This window comes from Gammaproteobacteria bacterium (assembly GCA_014075255.1).
GTDB lineage: Bacteria > Pseudomonadota > Gammaproteobacteria > UBA4575 > UBA4575 > JABDMD01.
Map to the genome: position 1 here is coordinate 756,400 of CP046178.1, position 22,443 is coordinate 778,842.

The 22,443-nt window shown below is 39.1% G+C and carries 24 protein-coding genes; 8 read left to right on the forward strand and 16 right to left on the reverse strand.

Going from position 1 to position 22,443, the window contains the following annotated elements:
- Positions 1-115 precede the first annotated feature (115 nt).
- The 3 genes from GKR92_03875 to GKR92_03885 all read right to left on the reverse strand — a co-directional run bounded on the left by GKR92_03875 (position 116) and on the right by GKR92_03885 (position 2,325).
- A complete protein-coding gene (locus tag GKR92_03875; protein QMU60877.1) occupies positions 116-373 on the reverse strand; it encodes a hypothetical protein in 258 nt (85 codons plus the stop codon).
- Between the two features lie 213 nt (positions 374-586).
- Positions 587-907 (reverse strand): hypothetical protein, encoded by a 321-nt coding sequence (locus GKR92_03880; GenBank protein ID QMU60878.1) that lies wholly within the window; start codon positions 905-907, stop codon positions 587-589.
- A 53-nt stretch (positions 908-960) separates the two neighbouring features.
- A complete protein-coding gene (locus tag GKR92_03885; protein QMU60879.1) occupies positions 961-2,325 on the reverse strand; it encodes an adenosylmethionine--8-amino-7-oxononanoate transaminase in 1,365 nt (454 codons plus the stop codon).
- A gap of 262 nt (positions 2,326-2,587) precedes the next feature.
- On the opposite strand from GKR92_03885, the gene GKR92_03890 reads away from it, so the two are divergent.
- The 3 genes from GKR92_03890 to GKR92_03900 all read left to right on the forward strand — a co-directional run bounded on the left by GKR92_03890 (position 2,588) and on the right by GKR92_03900 (position 6,432).
- Positions 2,588-3,877 carry an acetyl-CoA C-acetyltransferase gene (locus GKR92_03890; GenBank protein ID QMU60880.1) on the forward strand — a complete coding sequence of 430 codons (1,290 nt, stop codon included), beginning with the start codon at positions 2,588-2,590 and terminating at the stop codon, positions 3,875-3,877.
- Between the two features lie 6 nt (positions 3,878-3,883).
- The gene (locus tag GKR92_03895) at positions 3,884-5,920 is read left to right on the forward strand and encodes a crotonase (GenBank protein ID QMU60881.1); all 2,037 of its coding nucleotides are present in this window, start codon (positions 3,884-3,886) and stop codon (positions 5,918-5,920) included.
- Positions 5,921-6,174: 254 nt separating this feature from the next.
- Positions 6,175-6,432, forward strand: a complete 258-nt coding sequence (locus tag GKR92_03900; GenBank protein QMU60882.1) for a hypothetical protein — start codon at positions 6,175-6,177, stop codon at positions 6,430-6,432.
- Between the two features lie 194 nt (positions 6,433-6,626).
- Here the strand turns inward: GKR92_03900 and GKR92_03905 are convergent, their stop codons facing one another.
- The 3 genes from GKR92_03905 to GKR92_03915 all read right to left on the reverse strand — a co-directional run bounded on the left by GKR92_03905 (position 6,627) and on the right by GKR92_03915 (position 8,257).
- Positions 6,627-6,896 carry an RNA-binding protein gene (locus tag GKR92_03905; GenBank protein QMU60883.1) on the reverse strand — a complete coding sequence of 90 codons (270 nt, stop codon included), beginning with the start codon at positions 6,894-6,896 and terminating at the stop codon, positions 6,627-6,629.
- Positions 6,897-7,256: 360 nt separating this feature from the next.
- Positions 7,257-7,811, reverse strand: a complete 555-nt coding sequence (locus GKR92_03910; protein QMU60884.1) for a hypothetical protein — start codon at positions 7,809-7,811, stop codon at positions 7,257-7,259.
- A gap of 41 nt (positions 7,812-7,852) precedes the next feature.
- Positions 7,853-8,257 (reverse strand): DoxX family membrane protein, encoded by a 405-nt coding sequence (locus GKR92_03915; GenBank protein ID QMU60885.1) that lies wholly within the window; start codon positions 8,255-8,257, stop codon positions 7,853-7,855.
- 212 nt (positions 8,258-8,469) lie between these two features.
- Here GKR92_03915 and GKR92_03920 point away from each other — a divergent pair, with 212 nt between their 5' ends.
- The 5 genes from GKR92_03920 to GKR92_03940 all read left to right on the forward strand — a co-directional run bounded on the left by GKR92_03920 (position 8,470) and on the right by GKR92_03940 (position 15,056).
- Positions 8,470-9,006 (forward strand): hypothetical protein, encoded by a 537-nt coding sequence (locus GKR92_03920; GenBank protein QMU60886.1) that lies wholly within the window; start codon positions 8,470-8,472, stop codon positions 9,004-9,006.
- 67 nt (positions 9,007-9,073) lie between these two features.
- The gene (locus GKR92_03925) at positions 9,074-10,597 is read left to right on the forward strand and encodes a hypothetical protein (protein QMU60887.1); all 1,524 of its coding nucleotides are present in this window, start codon (positions 9,074-9,076) and stop codon (positions 10,595-10,597) included.
- Between the two features lie 6 nt (positions 10,598-10,603).
- Complete coding sequence (locus GKR92_03930; protein ID QMU60888.1) at positions 10,604-11,548, forward strand: alpha-L-glutamate ligase-like protein; 945 nt, start codon at positions 10,604-10,606, stop codon at positions 11,546-11,548.
- A 26-nt stretch (positions 11,549-11,574) separates the two neighbouring features.
- Positions 11,575-12,936 (forward strand): succinylglutamate desuccinylase, encoded by a 1,362-nt coding sequence (locus GKR92_03935; GenBank protein ID QMU60889.1) that lies wholly within the window; start codon positions 11,575-11,577, stop codon positions 12,934-12,936.
- 221 nt (positions 12,937-13,157) lie between these two features.
- Positions 13,158-15,056, forward strand: coding sequence for a DEAD/DEAH box helicase (locus tag GKR92_03940; GenBank protein ID QMU60890.1), 1,899 nt, complete (start codon positions 13,158-13,160; stop codon positions 15,054-15,056).
- Here the strand turns inward: GKR92_03940 and GKR92_03945 are convergent.
- From GKR92_03945 to odhB, 10 genes are all read right to left on the reverse strand, one after another.
- Entirely contained in the window at positions 15,045-16,028 is a 984-nt protein-coding gene (locus GKR92_03945) for a TIGR00341 family protein (protein ID QMU60891.1), read from the reverse strand. The two genes, GKR92_03940 and GKR92_03945, sit on opposite strands and share 12 nt — an antisense overlap.
- Before the next feature lie 33 nt (positions 16,029-16,061).
- The gene (locus GKR92_03950; protein ID QMU60892.1) at positions 16,062-16,517 is read right to left on the reverse strand and encodes a YaiI/YqxD family protein; all 456 of its coding nucleotides are present in this window, start codon (positions 16,515-16,517) and stop codon (positions 16,062-16,064) included.
- 26 nt (positions 16,518-16,543) lie between these two features.
- A complete protein-coding gene (locus tag GKR92_03955) occupies positions 16,544-16,984 on the reverse strand; it encodes a YtoQ family protein (protein QMU60893.1) in 441 nt (146 codons plus the stop codon).
- A gap of 111 nt (positions 16,985-17,095) precedes the next feature.
- Entirely contained in the window at positions 17,096-17,560 is a 465-nt protein-coding gene (locus GKR92_03960) for a peptidylprolyl isomerase (protein QMU62705.1), read from the reverse strand.
- A gap of 72 nt (positions 17,561-17,632) precedes the next feature.
- Entirely contained in the window at positions 17,633-17,887 is a 255-nt protein-coding gene (locus tag GKR92_03965; GenBank protein QMU60894.1) for a hypothetical protein, read from the reverse strand.
- A 36-nt stretch (positions 17,888-17,923) separates the two neighbouring features.
- Positions 17,924-18,652 (reverse strand): hypothetical protein, encoded by a 729-nt coding sequence (locus GKR92_03970; protein QMU60895.1) that lies wholly within the window; start codon positions 18,650-18,652, stop codon positions 17,924-17,926.
- 33 nt (positions 18,653-18,685) lie between these two features.
- Positions 18,686-19,021, reverse strand: a complete 336-nt coding sequence (locus tag GKR92_03975) for a glutaredoxin family protein (GenBank protein ID QMU60896.1) — start codon at positions 19,019-19,021, stop codon at positions 18,686-18,688.
- Positions 19,022-19,074: 53 nt separating this feature from the next.
- On the reverse strand, positions 19,075-19,620 hold the full coding sequence (locus tag GKR92_03980) for a DUF1415 family protein (protein ID QMU60897.1): 546 nt from the start codon (positions 19,618-19,620) through the stop codon (positions 19,075-19,077).
- A 49-nt stretch (positions 19,621-19,669) separates the two neighbouring features.
- Positions 19,670-21,100 carry a dihydrolipoyl dehydrogenase gene (lpdA, locus tag GKR92_03985; protein QMU60898.1) on the reverse strand — a complete coding sequence of 477 codons (1,431 nt, stop codon included), beginning with the start codon at positions 21,098-21,100 and terminating at the stop codon, positions 19,670-19,672.
- A 6-nt stretch (positions 21,101-21,106) separates the two neighbouring features.
- The gene (gene odhB, locus GKR92_03990) at positions 21,107-22,411 is read right to left on the reverse strand and encodes a 2-oxoglutarate dehydrogenase complex dihydrolipoyllysine-residue succinyltransferase (GenBank protein QMU60899.1); all 1,305 of its coding nucleotides are present in this window, start codon (positions 22,409-22,411) and stop codon (positions 21,107-21,109) included.
- Between the last annotated feature and the right edge of the window lie 32 nt (positions 22,412-22,443).

Consider the following 22,443-nt stretch of genomic DNA (forward strand, 5'->3'; position numbering starts at 1 on the left):
GTACCAGAATAAGTAACATCAAGGATGATACAACTCATTAAATCTTTTCTTCAGCTAATGATCACTTTCGGCCATAAGCGGAATTACAACTTAGAAGTTCGGATTGATATGCCTTTCAAAAAAAACCCGTAGTCAAATCAGCACAAAACGCATCAGAAAATTTTACTTGACCCTCTAGTACATAACTTTTCTCAACGCCTGTACTGATTCGTGATGCGTATACCACGGCCGTTGGATCAAGTATTCCTTGTTTGTAGCTCTGGGTACGCTGTGTAGAAAACTCAAAATCATCGACATTGTATCCATGCTCTTCTATGCATGTGATGATTGCGATTAAGAAGTTATCCGTAAGTAATGTACGGTCAAAATCCATTTCGATTCCTTCAAAATTACCAACCTGATTTTATTGAACAATGTTGAATTATAGTTCAAGAATAAATTATTAGCACGTTGCAGTTAGATATAATGTTAAACGTAAAAAGATAGTTTACGTAGTTGCTTGATTATTTTAATTGTTATACGACCGCTTTGGGTCGTTAGCGGTCATTGAACAAGGCTGCTTTGAAAACGCGAGTAAGACTATTACTTAATGTTTAAATTTATTCAGGTTTAAAGCCTTATACCGCTCCACAATGATAGGAAATCCCATATCTTTCCAAAATATTGGACTTACTCCCCCAGTCAGCATTCCGCCAAACTTACTACATTCAATATAGAGTGATTTCTCATAATTTATACTATATTCCGTTAAGTCCAAGAATGCGGTTTCAAGTATTTGATTTAACGCATCAACAGAATTCGGTACATCTACTCCTTTAAAGTGATGCTCTAAGATTTTCCATAAATAGGGGTCACCTTGTAGCCCCCATTTAATAGGATTATCGTGAAATAATTCTGAAAGTTTCATTTCTACATTTATCTAAAAATATCACCTTTAATTTGAAAGCAGGCATTAAAAACTTATTTTGCAACCGCTAATTCAATCCCCTGCTCTGCTACATCCACCAACATCTTAATCTCCTCAGGTGTAATCACATATGGCGTCATGAAGTAAATCACGTCACCCAGAGGTCTTAGCAAAACATTATTCTTCAAGCCGTGTTTGTAAACCTCCAATCCTCTGCGTTCCTGCCATGGATAAGATTGTTTACTCGCTTTATCTTTTACCAATTCAATGGCTGTGATCATACCATGCTGCCTTACATCTCCCACATTCGGATGAGCATGGAAACGCTCACACTGCTTTGCGAATTCAGCACTAAGTATGTGGTTGTTTTCTACAGTATTCTCAGTTTTAAATATCTTTAAGGTAGCGAGTGCCGCCGCACAACCGAGTGGATTTCCGGTATAGCTATGTGAATGCAAGAAGGCTGTGAGATTTTCATAATCATCATAAAAGGCCTCATAAACATTATTGGTCGTCAATACTACAGATAATGGAAGATATCCGCCTGTGAGACCTTTAGATAAGCACATAAAATCAGGACTGATATTGGCTTGTTCACAGCCAAACATAGTGCCGGTTCTACCAAACCCTACTGCAATTTCATCTGCAATCAGGTGCACACCATATCGATCACATGCTTCACGCAATAACGTGAGATATTCCGGTGCGTACATGCGCATGTAACCTGCGCATTGCACTAGAGGTTCTACGATGACAGCACAAACCTCTTCGTGATGCTGTTCTAAAGTTTTCTCCATGTGCGCAAACATACGTTTAGCATATTCTGCTTCTGGCTCACCCGCTTCGCGGTTATAGCTATCTGGACTAGGAACAGTGATTACATCTAACAATAGAGGTTCATAGACTTCTTTATAAAGTGCCACATCACCTAAAGACAAAGCCCCGATGGTTTCGCCATGATAGGAATTACTGAGATTAATAAATTTCGTTTTTTTAGTTTTATCAGTATTTTTCCAATAATGAAAACTCATCTTTAATGCAACTTCTACTGCAGAAGAGCCATTGTCAGCGTAAAAACATTTGCGCAGTGGCTCTGGAGTTATCTCAATCAACTGCTCTGATAGATTAATAACGGTCTCATGTGAAAATCCAGCCAACAATACATGCTCCATGCGATCTAACTGTTCTTTAATCGCATTGCTTATCGTTTCGTTTGCATGGCCAAATATATTTACCCACCAGGAACTGACCGCATCTAAATATCGAGTTCCATTAAAATCTTCTAGCCAAACTCCCTTAGCACTTTTAATCGGTACCATGGGCAGGTGCTTATGATCTTTCATCTGGGTACAAGGGTGCCAAACAACTTCTAAATCTCTGCTTTTAAGTTCCTCAGCTTGATTGGATAAAGTCAAAATTCATATTCCTAGGTGTTGGGGAGGAAGACTCCCATTCTGCTCTTAGCTAAATTCGTTTCGAAGCCGTAAGCGCTATTGTAATTAACCGGTCTTGTGGATGGCAAAAACTACTGTATTTATGCTTCACATGAAATAAAAACCAACCTGCTGCTTAAAAAACGTACTTATGTAGTTGATGTAAATAAAGATGCAAAAGCCCGAAACCACTTTAACTTTGAATATCTTTAGCTTAGTTAAGTCCTAACGTACACTGCGGTTATCAATGAGTACTAATAGCGTATATATCGTCGATGGCAGTCGCTCTCCTTTCCTTAAAGCAAGGGGGAGACCCGGACCATTTCAAGCTTCAGATTTTGCGGTTCAATCCGCTACACCATTATTGATGAGACAACCGTTCGAACCAGAAGAGTTCGATGAAGTTATTGTGGGGTGCGTAGGACCCAGTGCAGATGAAGTAAATATTGCGCGCGTAATTAGCTTACGTCTGGGATGCGGAGATAAAGTTCCTGCCTGGACCGTACAGCGCAATTGCGCCTCAGGTATGCAATCAATTGATAGTGCATTTTCAAATATTTTACTCGGCAAATCAGATTTGGTTTTAGCAGGGGGTGCTGAAGCCATGAGTCATTCCCCTGTTTTATATAACCATCACATGGTGAATTGGCTAGCAGACATGAATCGTTCCAAAACACCATTACAAAAACTAAAGACCATTACGCAATTACGGCCTAAGTTTTTTACTCCAGTAATTGGCTTATTAAAAGGACTTACCGATCCAGTTGTTGGATTATCGATGGGACAAACTGCAGAAAATCTTGCACATATGTTTAATATTTCTCGTGAAGAGATGGATCAATATGCTGTCGATAGCCATTTGCGTTTGGTGTATGCACAAGAGAACGATCTTTTCGACAATGAAATAGTAAATCTGTACGACGACAAAGGTAAAACGTATAACAGTGACGATGGCGTGCGACCCGATTCAAGCTTAGAAAAGCTGGCAAAATTAAGACCGGTATTTGATAAAAAGCACGGCAATATTACTGCAGGCAATAGCGCACAAATCACCGATGGTGCTTCCTGGGTCATTCTAGCCAGTGAGCAAGCGGTTAAAAAACACAATCTTAATGTCATGGGACGATTGGTAGCCTCCAACTGGGCAGCCTTAGATCCAAGACATATGGGATTAGGCCCGGTACATTCAACTGTACCGATGCTGCAAGCGCAAAATTTGAATGTTAACGATATTGATTATTGGGAGCTAAATGAAGCTTTTGCTGCCCAAGTATTAGGTTGTTTAGCCGCATGGAAAGATCCGCACTATTGCCAAGAACATCTAGGTTTAGATAAGGCTTTTGGTGAAGTCCCACATGAAAAACTTAACGTTGATGGTGGGGCAATTAGCATGGGACATCCTGTTGGCGCAAGTGGAACTCGCATCGTTCATCACGTATTAAACGTTTTAAAACGCAACAAAGCTAAACTAGGTGTAGCTACCATATGTATTGGTGGAGGCCAAGGCGGCGCTATGTTGGTTGAAAATTTACAATAACAAACTATGCCTGACGAAAACTTTAAGCATTGGGTAATTGAAGAAAAAGAAAACGGCATTATTTGGCTAGGCATGGATGTTGAAAATGCAAGTGCTAATGTGTTATCCGCCACTGTATTAGCAGAACTTAATCAACTACTCGTCCATTACTCTAAGAACCTCCCAATAGGAATTGCGATCACTTCTAACAAAGCAAAAGGCTTTGTTGCCGGAGCAGATGTTAAAGAATTTACTAAAATTTCTAACCACCAAGAAGCTCTCGAGTTAGTGCAATACGGGCAATCCGTTTTTAATCAACTTGACAAAATGTCTTGCCCTACTGTTGCTGTAATTAATGGCTTTTGTATGGGTGGTGGTTTGGAGCTAGCGCTCGCTTGCGATTATCGTGTTGCATTAGAAGACCCCAAAACACGTTTATCACTACCAGAAGTTAGGTTAGGCATACATCCTGGATACGGCGGTACAGTGCGTATATTACGCCATGTGAACCCACTTGTTGCTATGGATCTCATGCTCACAGGCAGGAGTATCAGCTCTAGTTACGCTAAAAAAATTGGCTTAATTGATGCTGCTGCTCCACTACGCCTATTAAACAGTGTTGCTAATAAATTAATATTGAGCAAACCAGATAAGCAAAAAGCTCCAAAAATTTCCAAACTTCTGAACAGTCGATTAGTACGACCTATTGTTGCCATGCAAATGCGTAAGCAAGTCGCCAAAAAAGCCAAACCTGAACATTACCCTGCTCCATATGCCATTATCGACCATTGGCAAAAGCACTACGGCAATGAAGTAAAATTTTTACAACATGAAGCAGAATCTGTCGCACGTCTTAGTACAAATGACACAACTAAAAACTTAGTACGTGTATTTTTATTGCAAGATGAATTGAAATCTCTAGCCACTGAAGATAATGAAAAGATAAAACATGTACACATAATTGGCGCAGGTGTCATGGGCGGTGATATTGCCACCTGGTGCGTATCACAGGGGTTACAAGTTACGCTGCAAGACTTAAAAGCAGAAAGTTTGGCTCGCGCAAAACAGCGTGCCTATGATTATTTTAAGAAACGTTTAAAAAAGCGTTTGCTAATTAAAAGTGCAATGGATCAATTTATTTTAGATATCCATGGCGATGGTTTAGCAAAAGCAGATATCGTAATTGAGGCTATATTTGAAAACAAAGATGTGAAGCGAAATTTGTATGCATCGATAGATGCTAAGATCAAAAAAGATGCACTCATCGTTACCAATACTTCAAGCATTGAAATCGAACTACTTTGCGATGCTATTTCTGACCCTACTCGCCTTGTCGGTTTACATTTTTTTAATCCAGTTACTAAAATGCCATTGATTGAAATTGTTAATGGGGCACAAACCGATCCTACTGTTTCGCAACGTGCAATTAATTTTGCAAAACAGATTGGCAAACTACCATTACCGACAAAAAGCTCACCTGGTTTTTTAGTCAACCGAATTTTAACACCTTATATGGTTGAAGCAGGCTTGCTATATGACACAGGCACTTCAATTGAAGCAATAGACCGTGCTGCCAAACAATTTGGTATGCCAATGGGTCCAGTGGAATTAGCAGATACTGTCGGGCTTGATATCGGACTACACGTTGGAGAGCTACTCAGCAAAGCCTATAACTATAGTCTTCCCAATTCGTTTAAGACCTTGGTAGATGCAGGAAATCTTGGAAGAAAATCCGGCCAAGGATTCTACACTTGGAAGAAAGGCAAAAAAATCTCGCCAAAAACTAAATCATCCACCGACAACATTGAATACATTCAAAATCGTTTGATGTTGAGGTTTCTAAACGAAGCCGCAGCCTGTCTGCGAGAAGAAGTCGTGGCCAATAAGGACCATCTAGATGCGGGGGTAATATTTGGTACCGGTTTTGCTCCCTTTAAAGGGGGTCCAATTAACTACATTGAGTCCCGTGGCCCTGATTCGTTGCTTAAGATTTTAGAGTCTTTGCGCGGACAGTATGGCAAACGCTTTGAACCTGACTCCGAGTGGCAAAAAATTAGCAAATAAAAGTGTTTTTTAGCTAAGTAAATAACTTAAGTTCTTCCTGTAAACTATTGATTTACAGAAAATACGTTTATATTAAAATACCTTAAATAAGTATTTTAACTTATTGTATATAAATACATTTATTGCACAACATATAATTGACGCTCTAAAATAGCACTTTCCTTGTGCGACCTTCTACACTACAGTGATTCGACAATAAAACAGATAGGCAATGAAATAGCTTATCAACAATAAATTTCTCTAGGAGGATTCAGATGGAAGCATTAATGCCATTGATTATGCAGCTTATAAGTGGAGCTGTAGGCGGAAACATTATTGGAGCTCTAGCTAAGAAACTTAGCTTAGGGTTTCTCGGTAACACAGTCGCTGGACTGGTTGGCGGTGGATTAGGCGGACAATTGCTTGGCGGGATGCTTGGTAGTGGAATGGTCGGCGAAATAGGTGTGGCTGCAGGTGGTGGCGGTATTGTGATGGTCATCATTGGCTTAATTAAAAGCATGATGGCGAAATAGGTCGACACTAGCTAAAGTAGAAATCTATTCTCGCATGCATCGTAGGGCGTTTATGATTCATAGACGCCTTACTCGTTACTAAGGATCGTAGTCAATTAAGAGTCCAAATTAGTACCCTTACCTATCCAAACCTAGCACTTACTAACTTGCCTTTTCAGGCACTTTGCACTCTTTAGAGTGCTCATTATTAAAACTTATCGTCGACCACCACTACGGTTATCATTTCTTGGCCGTGCTTCGTTTACTCTTACACTACGACCTTGAACATCGGTTTCGTTGATCGCATTAATTGCAGCTTCACCTTGCGCATTATCTGACATTTCAATGAACCCAAATCCTTTCGATCGACCAGAGTCTCTGTCCATAATAATATTTGCACTGGAGACCTCTCCATGAGCTGCAAATAAATCACGAAGTTCATCTTCTGAGATACTGTAAGGTAAGTTACCGATATAAATATTCATTTTTTCTCCTAATTACTCAAATCACTATGCGAACTGTAAAAATTACATCGCCAACAAAGCAGTTCACAACTTTGGCGACAATAAAAAGGTCGGGTCAGACTTGAATACATAACTTAAGAGAAACTTAATAGTGCCTAGGAACGAGTGAGTACAAGGAATATAAGTAGGGATTTCTTTAGATAGTTACAAATAAGACGAACAGAGCCAGATACGGAAATATTAAACTATGTGCTATGACCTAAATGTGCTTGAATACAAAATTGATATAATCATTAACAGATTAGATAGTGCACGAAACAAGCATAAAAGTCTATGTTTACGCATTTCCAAGTGTTTCCTATTGCCCCAAATTACTAATATTTACTTGCAACGCAATACATTCCACTGTCCGCTAAGCGGATGAGGTTGCCAAGCATAATCATCATCCGCAACTTTTATCCAATATGGAACTCCGGCTTTACGCCAAGGGTCGAACACAATGCCTTCTGACCAGTTGGACTCTGCTGCATAAATTACTACCGTATTATGTTCACGCAATTGGCTACCAAGGCGAGCAACCAACCAGTCAAACTTTAATGAACTAGTATGCAATTCGCGTAATTTTGTATGCAAATCTTCAGCCCAGTGACAACATAAACCTCTTTGACGAAACCCCGTATTGACTAACATGTTGTGGTACAAAGCAGGGCTAGCCATATCATATTCATCCGCAAGTACAATCGCCGTGCTAATTAATACGCGCGATGTTTGACTTGCATCGGTTACTAGAACTTCTGCCGATAAAGCATTTATAGCTTGTGTAAAATCTTCGACTTCACTATCAATATTTTCAGGTGTAGGCACATGTGAGCAAGCTGTAATAACTATAACAATAAGCAAGTAACCTAACAGCCTCAATTGCTTAAGTTTAGGCATCAGAAAATAGAAGTGCAGTAGCTTATTTATATGAAAAATAACTAGTCAGGTTTAATAGCGTACCGTCCGCTACCGATTAACATTATCACTAAACTGATTAATAAATAGAAAGCTTGAAGCTCTAATCTCCAACCGCCATGTTCTGTCAAACTTAACAGATCATTCATATGCACCAAGCCGATGGCTAGTAGCATATTTATAAATATTAGAAATCCACCAAATCGCGAATAAATCCCCAAGATAATTAGTAATGGCGCAACAATTTCACCTACATATACGCCATAAGCAAAAATGGGGTGCATTCCTACTCCTTCAAGCTGGTTTTTAATAAAACCAAGTGCTTGCAAATCAACCAGTTTTGCCACGCCATGAAACAACATTAGCATACCAAGTGTGACCCTCAGGATAAACTTGGCTAGGTCTTCGGTTCGATAAATGCTACTCATAGGTACCTTAATAATTGCAGTTAATATTCGAATGATCTTTAGTATACAATTCTAAAATTCGTCATCAATTTATTAGATCTTATCGCTTTTTAAGTTCCACACATATCGACACATTATAATAGCCACTAACTAGGCTTGGAACATAAAACTACTTGTATGGTTCTGGGTCTATATCTTTATCAATCTAAAATAATGCTTAAATTATAATAAAAATGAAAATACTCGTCAGAACAACCCTATTTAGATCAACTATATTGCTTTTCCTTTTATCGATTAGCGGTATTTTCTCGACCAATCTATGGGCAAAAGACCCTGCTAGAGTGATTGCTGGGTGGGTAGAAAAAGTGAGGATCGAAAATCAAGAATTTGATGTGAAAGCTAAATTAGATACCGGTGCACGAACCTCTTCCATAAATGCTCGAGATATAAAGTCTTTCAAAAAAGATGATGGGCAACGCTGGGTACAATTTACTCTGATATTAATTGACAGCAAAGATAATAAACATGAAATACAAATGGAAAAACAACGTTCACGCCGTACCAACATTAAGAACCATAATGGTGAGCATGATAAACGACATGTAGTAGATATAGAACTATGCTTTAACGGTCGAAAAATAATTACCGAATTCACTTTAGCTGATCGTCGAGAATATATTTACGATATACTTTTAGGTAGACAATTTTTGAAAAAAACGGCAATTGTTGACCCAAAACGAATTTTTATGACCACCCCAACATGCGAATAAAACATTATAGCCAACAAGCTTCATAAAGCTTAAATGTTACATTCATCCTTACAATTTCTATACACAAATGCATAAATTAGCAGTTCGTTTTTGGTCAATAATATTTATTGCTATTGGGTTAGCTATTTTCGCGCATAAAGTTTTTCAGTTGGGGATGCCTATCACCCCAGACGCTACAGCTGAAACCTGGACGATACAAGCGCGCTTAGCTTTTACTGGCAATGGCAGAAACATTAAAGCTTCTATGTCTATACCCAACATAACTCCGGGATATATTAAAATTGATGAACATTACATCTCGGGAGATTTTGGACTTAATGCAAAAGTAAGTGGCGATAATAAAACGGCAGAATGGGCAAAACGCAAAGCAAGAGGCCAACAAACACTTTATTACCGCACAACCCTAACACGCTCGAAGGTCGCTACAAATTGGACAGAAGTTCCAGTTTACCCTAAAGCACCAGAATTCTTTGAACCGTATTCAACAGCAGTTGATAAAATAATTGAAGATGTTAGAAGTCAATCTGCCGACACAGCTTCATTTACATATGAGTTAATTGCTCAGCTGCGCTCTTCCAGTGGTAATGAAAATATCGCGCTGATAAAAGATTTAGCTAGAACAGACGAACAGTTTGCAAATTTGATTACTAAACTTCTTTCAGTAGCACACATCCCCACACGCAAGCTTTGGATAGTCGAACTTACAGATGCTGCAAATGACATCATTCCGCAAATTTTGATACAAGCTTACAATGGTGAGAGATGGCTCACTTTCAATCCTAAATCAGGTGTATCAGGCATCCCTGCAAATCATTTGATATGGAAAATTGGCAGCGGCCCCCTCTACAAACTAAAAGGTGGAGATGCAGCTGAAATAAAATTTTCCGCAACCAGATCTTTTATTGAGTTACTTGAAGTGGCCAAACTAGCTGCTAAAGAAAAAGGCTCTGTTTTAGGAAAATTTACTTTATTTTCACTGCCTGTCCATAGCCAGAACACTTTTAGCTTGATCTTAATGGTGCCACTAGGCGCCGTACTCGTAGTATTTATGAGAACGTTTATCGGCGTGCAAACTTTTGGAACGTTCATGCCGATTTTGATTGCAGTAGCATTTCGTGAAACGCAATTGTTATGGGGCATAGTTCTGTTTACCGTAATTGTATTTGTCGGATTGCTGATACGTTTGTATTTAGAGAGACTACGCTTGCTACTAATACCAAGACTCGCTGCGATATTAGTTATCGTTGTTATATTGATGTTGCTGATTAGTTTTACCACGAGCCAATTAGGATTAGATCGCCTATTATCAATTTCGTTATTTCCCATGGTGATTCTTGCAATGACCATTGAGCGTATGTCAATAACCTGGGAAGAAAATGGTGGACAAACTGCAATAATTCAAGGTTTAGGCAGTCTGCTAGTTGCCTGTCTTGGTTATTTAATCATGACCAACCAACATTTAAATTATTTAATGTTTGCATTCCCTGAATTTCTTCTTGCCATTTTGGGCATATGCATCTGGATGGGACGTTACACAGGTTATCGTGTTAGCGAATTATTTAGATTTCGCGACATTAAAACTTCAACATAACGAGCCATGCCCAGCTTTGTAAGTCCATTACGTTTAAGAGACAAAGGCGTACTTGGTATGAATCAACGCAATAGTGACTTCATTATGCGTTACAACAAGAGAAAACTTTATCCTCTTGTAGATGGCAAACTGCAAACCAAACAACTTGCAATAAATGCGGGTATAGCTGTACCAAAGCTTTACTCAACAATAAAATATAATCATCAACTAAAAAAGTTAGAAACACTTTTAGAAGAACATAATGATCTAGTGATTAAACCTGCACATGGTAGCGGTGGTAGTGGCATATTGGTGCTCTCAGGAAAAGTTGGAAAATTATATAAAACCCCTAGCGGCGACTTGATGAGTTCAAATGCCATTAGGCATTACATCTCTAATATTTTATCGGGCATGTACAGTTTAGGCGGAGTGCCTGATCATGCTTTTTTTGAATATCGAATTAAATTTGATCCCATTTTTAATCAAGTCAGTTTTAAAGGTGTACCGGATATTCGCATCATTGTATTTCGCGGCGTACCTGTTTCAGCGATGGTTCGATTACCTACCAGCGATTCAAACGGTAAAGCAAACTTACACCAAGGCGCGATTGGCGTGGGTGTAAATTTGGAAACGGGGTGCACGACTCATGGTGTAATAGGAAATACCGCCACAATACTTCATCCTGATACCGGACATTCCATTCAAGGCCTGCAGTTGCCACGCTGGAAAAAGATCTTGCAAATTGCAGTTAAATGCTCAGATACCGTGGGTTTAGGCTATTTAGGTGTTGATATCGTCTTAGACCGCACGTTGGGCCCGCTTATGCTTGAATTGAATGCCCGTCCAGGATTGAATGTCCAACTAGCCAATCAACGTGGATTGCTAGCTAATTTAAACACTATTGAGAATTTGGAAAAAATACCTTCTGAAGTAGATCAACGCGTAGCCTTCGCACAAGCATTAAATCAATAACTGGAAGAAATACTCAATCATTCTATATGTCTTCTAACTTCTTCAAATCCATCGCAGCGTTATTTTTAGTTATTATTCAGCTTAATATTGTTAGTTTTGCTGATGAGCTACAAATCAAGAATGGAGATAACCTAGCAAATGACAAGCAAAGAGAAGAACCAGCTATAGATAAAAAAGAATCCGAAGAAGTAAAAGTAGCACCTAACCTTGATCTTAAAGAAGTTGCACCTCCACCCGAGCCAGTAGTAATTACGCCTAAAGCCGAAGAGAATGATACAAAAACTAATAATGTAGAAACTTCGAACGAAGCAGAAGTTGCAGAAGAAGACTCATACCCCAGTGCGACCGCTGTAAAAGAAAAACCTGAACGCAAAAAGTTAGTCATCTTAGGCGCTGAAGTTCCACCGGGCACTTCAACACGTCTCGCATGGTCCCCACAAGTCAGCATATCTGGATTAGCATTACCCACACCTGTATTAGTAATTAATGGTGCAAACCCTGGCCCTACTCTATGTCTTACCGGCGCAATTCATGGTGATGAATTAAACGGAATCGAAGTGGTTCGTCGCGTGATGTATGACATATCGCCTGAAGAATTTAATGGCACACTCATTGGTATACCGATTGTTAATCTTCAAGGCTTTCAACGTGGTTCACGATATTTATCAGATCGACGTGATTTAAATCGTTATTTCCCAGGCGAAGCAAATGGTAGTTTAGCTTCTAGAATTGCAAGTTCACTATTTAATGAAGTCATCAGCCATTGTGAATATTTAATTGACTTACATACCGGTTCTTTACGCAGAACAAATCTTCCACAGATTCGCGCCAATATGAACAACCCTAATGTTGCAAAGTTTGTAGAAGGTTTTGACAAAATTGCGGTAGTTCATCATAGCGGCAATCAAGGCATGTTACGTACTGCCGCAAACAATGCAGGAATTATTGCAATAACAATGGAACTCGGTGAATCCTTGCGCATTCAAGAAAATCAAATTCTTGCAGGCACTCATAGCGTGAATAGCTTACTCGATAAATTTGAAATGTACCCTCGTGTATTTATCTGGGGCGATCCTAAACCAGCTTATTATAAATCGACATGGATTCGTGTTGAAAGTGGCGGCATCTTATTCAGCAAGATGGGCTTAGGTGATAATGTTTCAGTCGGTGATGTACTAGGAATCGTTACTGATCCCATCACAAATCAAAGCGCCGATTTAGCAGCCCCCATCAAAGGTCACATTATCGGCATGGCAGTAAATCAAGTCGTAATGCCGGGCTTTGCTGCGTATCACATCGGTATAGAATCCAATCAAGAAGATATGACCATAACTGAAGAGGAATCACAGTTGGATGTGAATCCTAATGATGAACTAGATCCTGAATAACCTCTGCTATTGTTCAACTATAGATATATATTTATCCACAAAGTTTAGCCAGAATCGCAGCTAGAAATACTAATACTATTTGTTAGGAATAGTCAGTTACGCATAGCTACCCTACAGCACCTCTTTTAGAACACTGCTACCAGCTTAGCTAGCAATAGCACAGACGCTTCAAACCAGCCTCTGCAAAATATCTTTTATTATGATTACTTCAGGTCTTAGCGATGGATTCCAATACAATCACTTCATTTAGGCACTTAGCACTGAAAGATACTCTGCTAAAATCACTAGATGAAATTGGCTATGAAACTCCCTCTCCTATTCAGTCTCAAACCATTCCACTGTTATTGGAAGGTAAAGATTTAGTAGGGCAAGCACAAACAGGAACCGGCAAGACTGCAGCATTTGCACTGCCTATCCTTAGCAATTTAGATATCAAACAAAAAGATCCGCAAGTTTTAGTGCTTGCCCCTACTCGTGAGCTTGCTATTCAAGTTGCTGAAGCATTTAAAAAGTATGCGACGCATTTAAAAAATTTCCATGTGCTACCTATCTATGGCGGACAAGACTATCGCGGTCAAATACGTTCCTTACAGCGTGGCGTACATGTAGCAGTAGGTACACCCGGCCGAGTAATGGATCATATGCGACGCGGTACATTAAAGTTAGATAATTTAAAAACCTTAGTACTTGATGAAGCCGATGAAATGCTGCGCATGGGTTTTATAGATGACGTTGAATGGATTCTTGAACAAATCCCCGAAGAAAGACAAATCGCTTTATTTTCAGCAACCATGCCACAACAGATTCGCCGTATCGCGAATAACTATTTAAATGATCCGGTAGAGGTTACGATTAAAGTTAAAACCTCAACGGCGGAAACGATACGACAACGCTTTTGGCCGGTAAGTGGAATGCATAACAAGTTAGATGCATTAACAAGAATTTTGGAAGCAGAGTCATTTGATGCGATGCTAATTTTTGTGCGCACCAAAACCGCTACAGCAGAGCTTGCGGATAAACTAGCAGCACGTGGTTACTCAACTGCCGCATTAAATGGAGATATCGCACAAAACACACGTGAACGAACAATCCTTCAATTGAAGAACGGAAAAATAGATTTATTAGTGGCTACAGATGTAGCTGCACGTGGACTGGATGTAGAACGCATAAGCCATGTAATTAATTTCGACATCCCCTACGACACTGAAGCTTATGTGCACCGTATTGGTCGTACCGGTCGCGCAGGCCGCGAAGGTGATGCAATTTTATTTGTCGCTCCTCGTGAAAAACGTTTATTACATGCGATTGAAAAGGCAACCAATAAAAAGATCGATATGATGGAGTTACCCTCTACCGAACTCATCAATGACAAGCGTATTGCTAATTTTAAACAGAAAATTACCGATACATTAGCGAATGAAGACCTAGGACTTTTTACTCAACTTATCGAACAGTATCAAACCGAACATAATGTTCCTGCAAATGATGTTGCTGCAGCGCTTGCTGTGTTACTTCAAGGCGACACCCCCTTACTCATAAAGAAAAAGACTCATGCTGGCCCACCAAAAGACTGGGGCAGAGATGATTCTAGAGGTAGGGATAGGAAACCTAGAGGTAATGAGAGAAATAAAGATAGGAACAAAGAAAGAAATAAATCAAGAAAAAATAGAGATTCATCCTCAAGAAGTGATCATCAATTAGAGGAAGGCATGCAACGCTTCCGTCTAGAAGTGGGCCATAAACACGAAGTCAAACCAGGTAATATTGTGGGCGCTATTGCCAATGAAGCTGGGTTGGATAGCAAAAACATAGGAAGAATTGAAATTCATGATGACTACAGTGTAATTGATTTACCTAGCGGTATGCCAAAAGACATTTTCAACACGCTAAAGAAAACTTGGGTCTCTGGCACACAACTTAAAATATCTACCTTAGGCTCAAGTTCAGAGTCAAATGAATATATAGATAGCTCTCCTAGAAAACCTAAATCAAATAAAAAACCAAGATCTAGATCCAAGCCGAAGCCCGGGAATAAAACTAGAAATAAAACTAGAAACAAAGCAAAAAATAAAGATGGGAAGAAAAGAAAAAGAAAAGTTAAAACAACTCTAAGTATTTAACGATTGCCTCAGATATATAATTAACATTAAAATTAATAGAGTTCCAATCCACATAATCACATAGGTTCTCATACTCTTCTTAGCTTTCTCTTTCTTCCACCACGTACGTGGGCTAATTCCTTTAATTAAAAATACAACATTACAAGCCAGATTAACGCATGCAATATTAATGGCCAAAAGCAACACTGCACCCATTGCCAAATTGATATTGCCGTAACCCAGCATAATTCCTACCGTTGCCGCGGGAGGAAGCAATGCTACGGCTACCATGACCCCCACTAAGACACTCGATAATCCCGTCGTTAATGAAAGTGCCGCTGCCGCCCCTGACGCAAGTGCTAACGCTACTGAATCTAACCCAACTTCAGTGCGCGCTATTAACTCAGGACTAAAAGTATCGGTTGGCCATACAAAGCCAATGACAATGGACATCGACACTGCAATAGCAATGCCTACTAAAGTGGTAAAAATCGATTTAACGACTAATGAAATATCGCCCAATGCCGTACCCAAACCTAGAGCTAAATTTGGGCCTAACAAGGGTGCAATCACCATTGCACCGATAATTACTGCAACATTATCTTTAATTAATCCAACCGCAGCTACAATCGTAGATAAAACCACGAGCAATACAAACCCAGTATCAAGGTGAGAGTTCTTCTCGACACCTTTATAAAGCATCTCACGTGATGCCGTTGCTAGGTCTTCATCTCTGCGCTCATCATCTGATAGCTTTGGCAATGATATTTCTATAGGTAACACAACGATTCTTTCATTAGGTTGTGTTTCTAATGATTGCTGTAACTTATCAAGTGTATTTTGAATTTTATTATCTGGCACCAGCATTCTCATTTGCTGCAAACCATCCTCACTTAAGGAGCCAAGGCGGAAATCATATAGTTCTAATTGCTCTGCGATAGCAGATACTGTATCCACATGTCCTAAATCTGCTACAACTTCTACATATTTCATATAAGGTAAATCTACACTTTAAATTAATTAAGCTTAGTTCGCTGAACTGTAATTAGTTAAGTACTTATCTAGATGGTTTGCAAATTCCTGGCGATCACTTTGGCTGAGTGGCGGTGGACCACCAGTATGCACGCCACTTCCCCGCATACTGTCCATAAAATCACGCACTTCCAACCTATTCTTAATCGTACCTACCGTGTACATTTCCCCACGTGGATTAAGTGCTTCGCCACCTTTTTCAATAACTTCTGCTGCGAGCGGGATATCACTGGTAATTACGAGATCGCCTTTACTTAGACGCTTAACAATTTCATTGTCAGCCACATCAAATCCTGATGGAACTTGTAACATAGTAATGTTCTTCAAGGATGGTTTACTTATAGATTGATTAGCAACTAATGTGAGTTCAATGCCTGTACGTTCTGCTGCTCTAAATAAAATATCCTTAATTACAACAGGACAAGCATCAGCATCTACCCAAATTTTCATGTAGTAAACAAATCGACTAAAATCTATTATTTACTAATTACGTATTTCAATATTTCTACCACTTGGTCAGGAGATTGAGCCCAAGCCATTGCAGCAGCATCCACTTCTTTTAAAGGGTGGATAATATCTTCATCATGTAATGTGATATAGGGTTTACCAAGTGCCGCACAACAACCCGCATCAAATGCAGCGTTCCATTGCTTGTATTTATCACCAAACCGTACAATTGCAATATCACAATGTTCAATAAGTGTTTTAGTACGGATACTATTTACTTTAGAAGACTTATGGTCGCGCCAAAACTTGCTACTTTCCCCACCTAGTACGTCACCCGCTGCATCACTCGCTTCATGATCTGTAACCGCAGAGGTAAAAGAGACAGGTAAATTATTTACTTTAGCCCCTGCTTGTATTTGTTCACGCCAATCTGTGTGTATTTCACCAGATAAATATACTAACCATTCCATTGAGCAATCTTTTTGAATTTATTTTAAGAATTAATTAAGAGCAGTAGAAAATACATCTTAACCACTTCACTTAGCTTTCTATCTCTGAGAGGAGTAGTTAATACATTCTAACTAATGAACATGTCCGTGAGCAATTTCCTCTTCAGTTGCTTCACGCACACTTATGATTGTGACATCAAAATTCAATTCGACTCCTGCTAGAGGGTGATTTGCATCAACCGTTACCATGTCGCCATCAACTTTTTTAACCACAATTCTTTGCATGTCACCATTTGGGTTTTGCGCCTCAAATGACATTCCTACCTCAATATTGTCCACACCTTGGAAAGCAGTTTTAGGTACAGACTCCACTAGCTCTTCCACTACATCTCCATAGCCATCAGCAGGTTGTACTTTTACAGTAAGCGCATCGTTTTCAACCTTACCTACCAATTCCTTTTCTAAGCCTGGAATAAGATTACCCACCCCATGCAAATAAGTGAGAGGCTCCGCGCCTTCAGAGGTATCAATTACATTCTCATCATTATCTGTAAGCTTATAGTGAATACTTACCACCGAATTATCACCAATCATCAACGACATATTTATTCCTTATTTAATGAATTTTCCACATATGAATTACAGTTTATATGGACAATTCGGTCATTATTACTGGGATAGGAACAAAATTCTATATAACGCATAAGCTAGAAAGATGATCGCAAGCAGGATAATTGGGCCAGAACCACCTTTAGGCCTTTCCACTTTTAGATAAGGATTTTGCTCAAAGTATGCCTCAACAAGCTGTTTGGCCTCTTTTAGAGGCATTGATCTTTTTACACGCAGGATCTTAATCGCACCGATTTTTCTTCCTTGCTCAAGCTCCTCAATAATGTCTGAGTCTAAATCTATTCTTTCATTCATAACATTAAATTACCGACGATAACAATTCAGATAGCGCTAATTACTTCGCACTCTATGCGGAGCCTTAAAATACATTATTAGAGAAACTATTAAAATCAGTAAAAACAAATACATAAGTTTTCGCCAAACACTGCTGTAATGTCTTAAAACACTAACTTCGTTTACATAGATAGTTTCACAAGCACCATTCCCCACATCATCACGAGTTGTGCTAGTCCCTCGTGTACCACCGGTGTTTAAGTTTTTATAACTAGTTAGCCAGCCGGCGATTCTGATCTGATCACCAACTTTTATCTTACGAAGTTTTTTTCGAATATATTTATCATCCGAAATCAAATGATTATTTGATAACTGTGCAGGCTCAAATCTTTCCCATGCTTGCTGATCTTTGGTGCCAAAATTACAAGTAAATTGGCCGTTCCAAAATTTAATCTCTGGAAGATATTCAGTAAACGCACTTTTATCCCATACAACACAATAATCTGCAACATTAAGATGGTCATTCCATCTCTTGTGTAGATTATAATTACCATCATGAATTTCATAAGAAACGACTAATCCATATAGCTCATAGTCGTACAAAGGCTGTATTTCGTAGTCAACCTTATTAACGTTTACAGAAAATGCAGATTTCTCTATTTTATTCTGTGTAGGCTCACCCTTCAGCTCATCTACAACCTTCATGTCTTCTGACAAATCGTTTCTATTCCAAAAACTAATCAGTAGAAGAACAAAACTTAACGGAATAATGTAATTCCATTTCAAAATAAACACCGATCCACTAATGCAGAGTTTTAATTAAGTTCCACCTGCTAATTTTATTATTTTAGATGGATCATATCCTGCAACAATTTCTCCGTTAATTAAGAGCACAGGCACCCCTTTCACACCCAATCTATCGTATTGTTCCCTTCCTTCTTGTGAGCTTTCAACATCATATTCATGATATTCAATATTATTCTCATTCAATAATTCTCTGGTTTTCTCACAGTATCCACACCAAGAGGTTGCATAAAGAATCACTTTCCCGTCATGAGCTGCAGCATAATCAGGTGGCGGATTAATAAAATTTGTAATCGAACTCCAATTCAAGACAATTGTCACTGCTGCAATAATTAAAAAATACTTTTTCACTTAAATTTCCCTTAATGGTTACTACGCCTAGATTATTTTACTACACATAATAATTATTCTTTTTTACAGGCTTGCATGATTTCATTTAATCTATCCTGCCCCATACTATTCATTAGCTCAATGTTCCGTATAGGTATTTGATCAATATCTGGATAGTTAGCAATAGCCTTTTCAAGGCTATCTTCTCGAAGTAGATGCAACATAGGATAGGGTGATCGATTAGTACAATTTTCTACATCATTTGGATCAGTTCCATCAAACTGATAGTTTGGGTGAAAACTGGCAATTTGATATACGCCTTCTAGGCCCATTTCTACCAGCAAACTATCCGCAAGACTCAAAAACTCATTGTAGTCAAAAAAGTCTTGTAGTACTTGTGGATGAATAAGGAGTGTAGTTTCAACAGTTGCATCGCTATCAAGCAATTCTAACTCTGTTTGCAATGCACCCAACAACTGTTCTTCGGTGAGCGCATTTGTTGCAAATAAACGTACTCTATTGTTGACCAATTCACGTTTAACAAATGGGCATAGATTCAACTCGACGACAAACGATTCAATCCACTGCCGTACTGACTCAGTTATTATATTATCTTGCATAGTCTAACTGAGCTAAAACAAGCTTAATAACTTAATTAAATTTTAATATTTAAATATGAACTGCACGCTCATCAACTGCTAAAGCAGCTTCATGCATACCTTCCGCGAGACTAGGATGTGCATGAATTGTGCGCGCTAGATCTTCTGAGGAAAGCTCAGACTCCATAGCTACGACCGCTTCAGAAATGAGTTCAGATGCATTTGGGCCTAGAACATGAACACCTAGAATTTGGTCTGTTTTTTTATCGGCAATTATTTTGAATAGTCCTTCAGTATCGCCCATAGCACGCGCACGACCTAGCGCCATGAATGGAAAGGTACCAATCTTAATTTTAATACCCGCTTGCTTACATTCTTGTTCTGTTTTACCAGCCCATGCGATTTCTGGCCATGTATAAATCACCCAAGGAATATTATCGTGATTCATCACTGCATGTTGACCGGCAAGCATTTCTGCAACTGCTATACCTTCTTCAGAACCTTTATGAGCTAACATCGCACCACCAATGACATCACCAATGGCATAGACGTTTTCAGCTGAAGTTTGCCAACGATTGTTAACTTCTATAAAACCTTTTTGATTTGTTTTTACTTTTGCCAAATCCAATCTCAAGCTATCTGTATTAGCTTTGCGGCCCACTGCGACAATTAGCTTATCTACTTCTAATGACTTTTCTTCACCATCGTTCGTATACTTGATTAATGCTTTGTCACTACTGACATTTACTTCATTTACTAAACTATTTAGACGAATATCTAAACCTTGTTTGTTTAAAATCTTATGCGCTTCTTTGGCTATAGCTTTATCAGCGCTAGGCAAAAAGTCTGGCATGGCTTCGAGTATTACAACCTCTGAACCTAACCGCTTCCAGACACTGCCCATCTCTAAACCAATCACACCCGCGCCAATTACCCCTAAACGTTTTGGTATTTCTTGCAACGCAAGCGCACCCGTAGAATTCAAGATGGTTTTGTTATCGACTTTAGCGATAGGAATATCAATCGGATCCGAACCACTCGCAATTACTATATGCTTTGTTTGCAAGATTTCAGACAGTTGAGTTGCTGCATTCTGAACTTTAATGGTTTGAGCTGTTGCAAAGCTTGCAGTAGCCGAAAAAACGTCAATCTTATTTTTTTTTAATAAACTTGCTACACCACCGGTAAGCACTTGCACTACTTTGTCTTTGCGCTTTTGCATCGTGGGCACATCCACTTCAACACCGCTGACTTTAATACCGTGTTCTTTGGCTTGCTCATTAAGAAAATGCACATGATGACTAGAATCCAGCAATGCTTTAGAAGGTATACAACCTACATTTAAACATGTGCCACCCAAGGTAGCTTTACCTTTAGTATTGACCCAGGAATCTATACAGGCTGCCTTCATACCCAATTGCGAGCACCTAATAGCACAAACGTAACCAGCTGGCCCAGCACCGATTACCACGACGTCATATTTTTTATTATTATCAGTCATTACGATCTAGACTTGCAGCAAAAGTCTATTTGGGTCTTCGATGATACTTTTAACATGACTTAAGAATTGCACCGCTTCTTTCCCATCAATAATGCGATGATCATAGCTAAGCGCTAAATACATCATAGGTGCGATGATCACTTCTCCACTTTGCGCAATTGGACGCGCTTGTATGGAATGCATACCCAATATAGCACTCTGCGGTGGATTAATAATTGGAGTAGACATCATAGAACCAAATACACCACCATTAGAAATGGTAAATGTCCCACCAGTGAGCTCTTCTATAGCGACTTTATTATCTTGCGCACGAACTGCTAGGTCGTTAATTGTTTTTTCAACGCCCGCAAAAGACAAACCATCTGCATCACGTACGATAGGAACAACTAGGCCGCGTTGCGTACTAACCGCCACGCCAATATCAAAGTAATCATGATAAATAACATCTGTATCTTCAACAGATGCATTTATAATCGGAAATTCTTTTAATGCTTCTACCGCAGCTTTAACAAAAAATGACATGAAGCCAAGTTTTACTCCATGTGATTCTTCAAAGCTTTCTTTATAACGTTGACGAAGATCAATTATGCTTTGCATATTCACTTCATTAAAAGTTGTTAAAATTGCGCTTTCATGTTGAGCCTGTACTAAGCGCTTAGAAATACTTTTACGCAAACCAGTCATAGGTACACGTTTATCTTCACGTGCCGCAGCTAGTGAAAATTGTGGCGCCAACATGATTTCAGTAGCGGAATCTATATCACTTGCGGTTGCCGGCGCTGCATTTTCAACCAGCGCTTCAATATCTTTTTTCGTAACGCGCCCATCTTTACCAGTACCTTGAACACTTTCTACATTTATATTATTTTCAGCAGCAAGCTTTCTAACCGCAGGACTTGTTTTAGATACACTTTCTGTAACATATTTCGCCACAAGAGATTCGCTTGGCGCAGGTCGAATCTGCGAAATATTGCTTGGATTATCAATCACATTTACTTGCTCTTGATTAGAACTAGATGGCGTATCTGTTACAGGTGTACTACCGTTCGTTACGGCACTCTTAGCACGTTTCTTGCTAATATTAATCACAGCAATAACATCATTGCTTTGTACACGTTCATTTTTATGTTTTGTTATGGAAGCTAACTTACCTGTTTCAGGCGCGGTGATTTCGAGAATTACTTTGTCCGTTTCCACATCTACAAGCTGCTCACCTTCTTCCACAAACTCACCCGGTTTCTTTAACCAATCGCCAATAATGGCTTCAGTTACCGATTCTGCTAATTCGGGAATAGTTACATCTATTTTCATGACATTACCTCAATATTTCATGAATCAGTTAA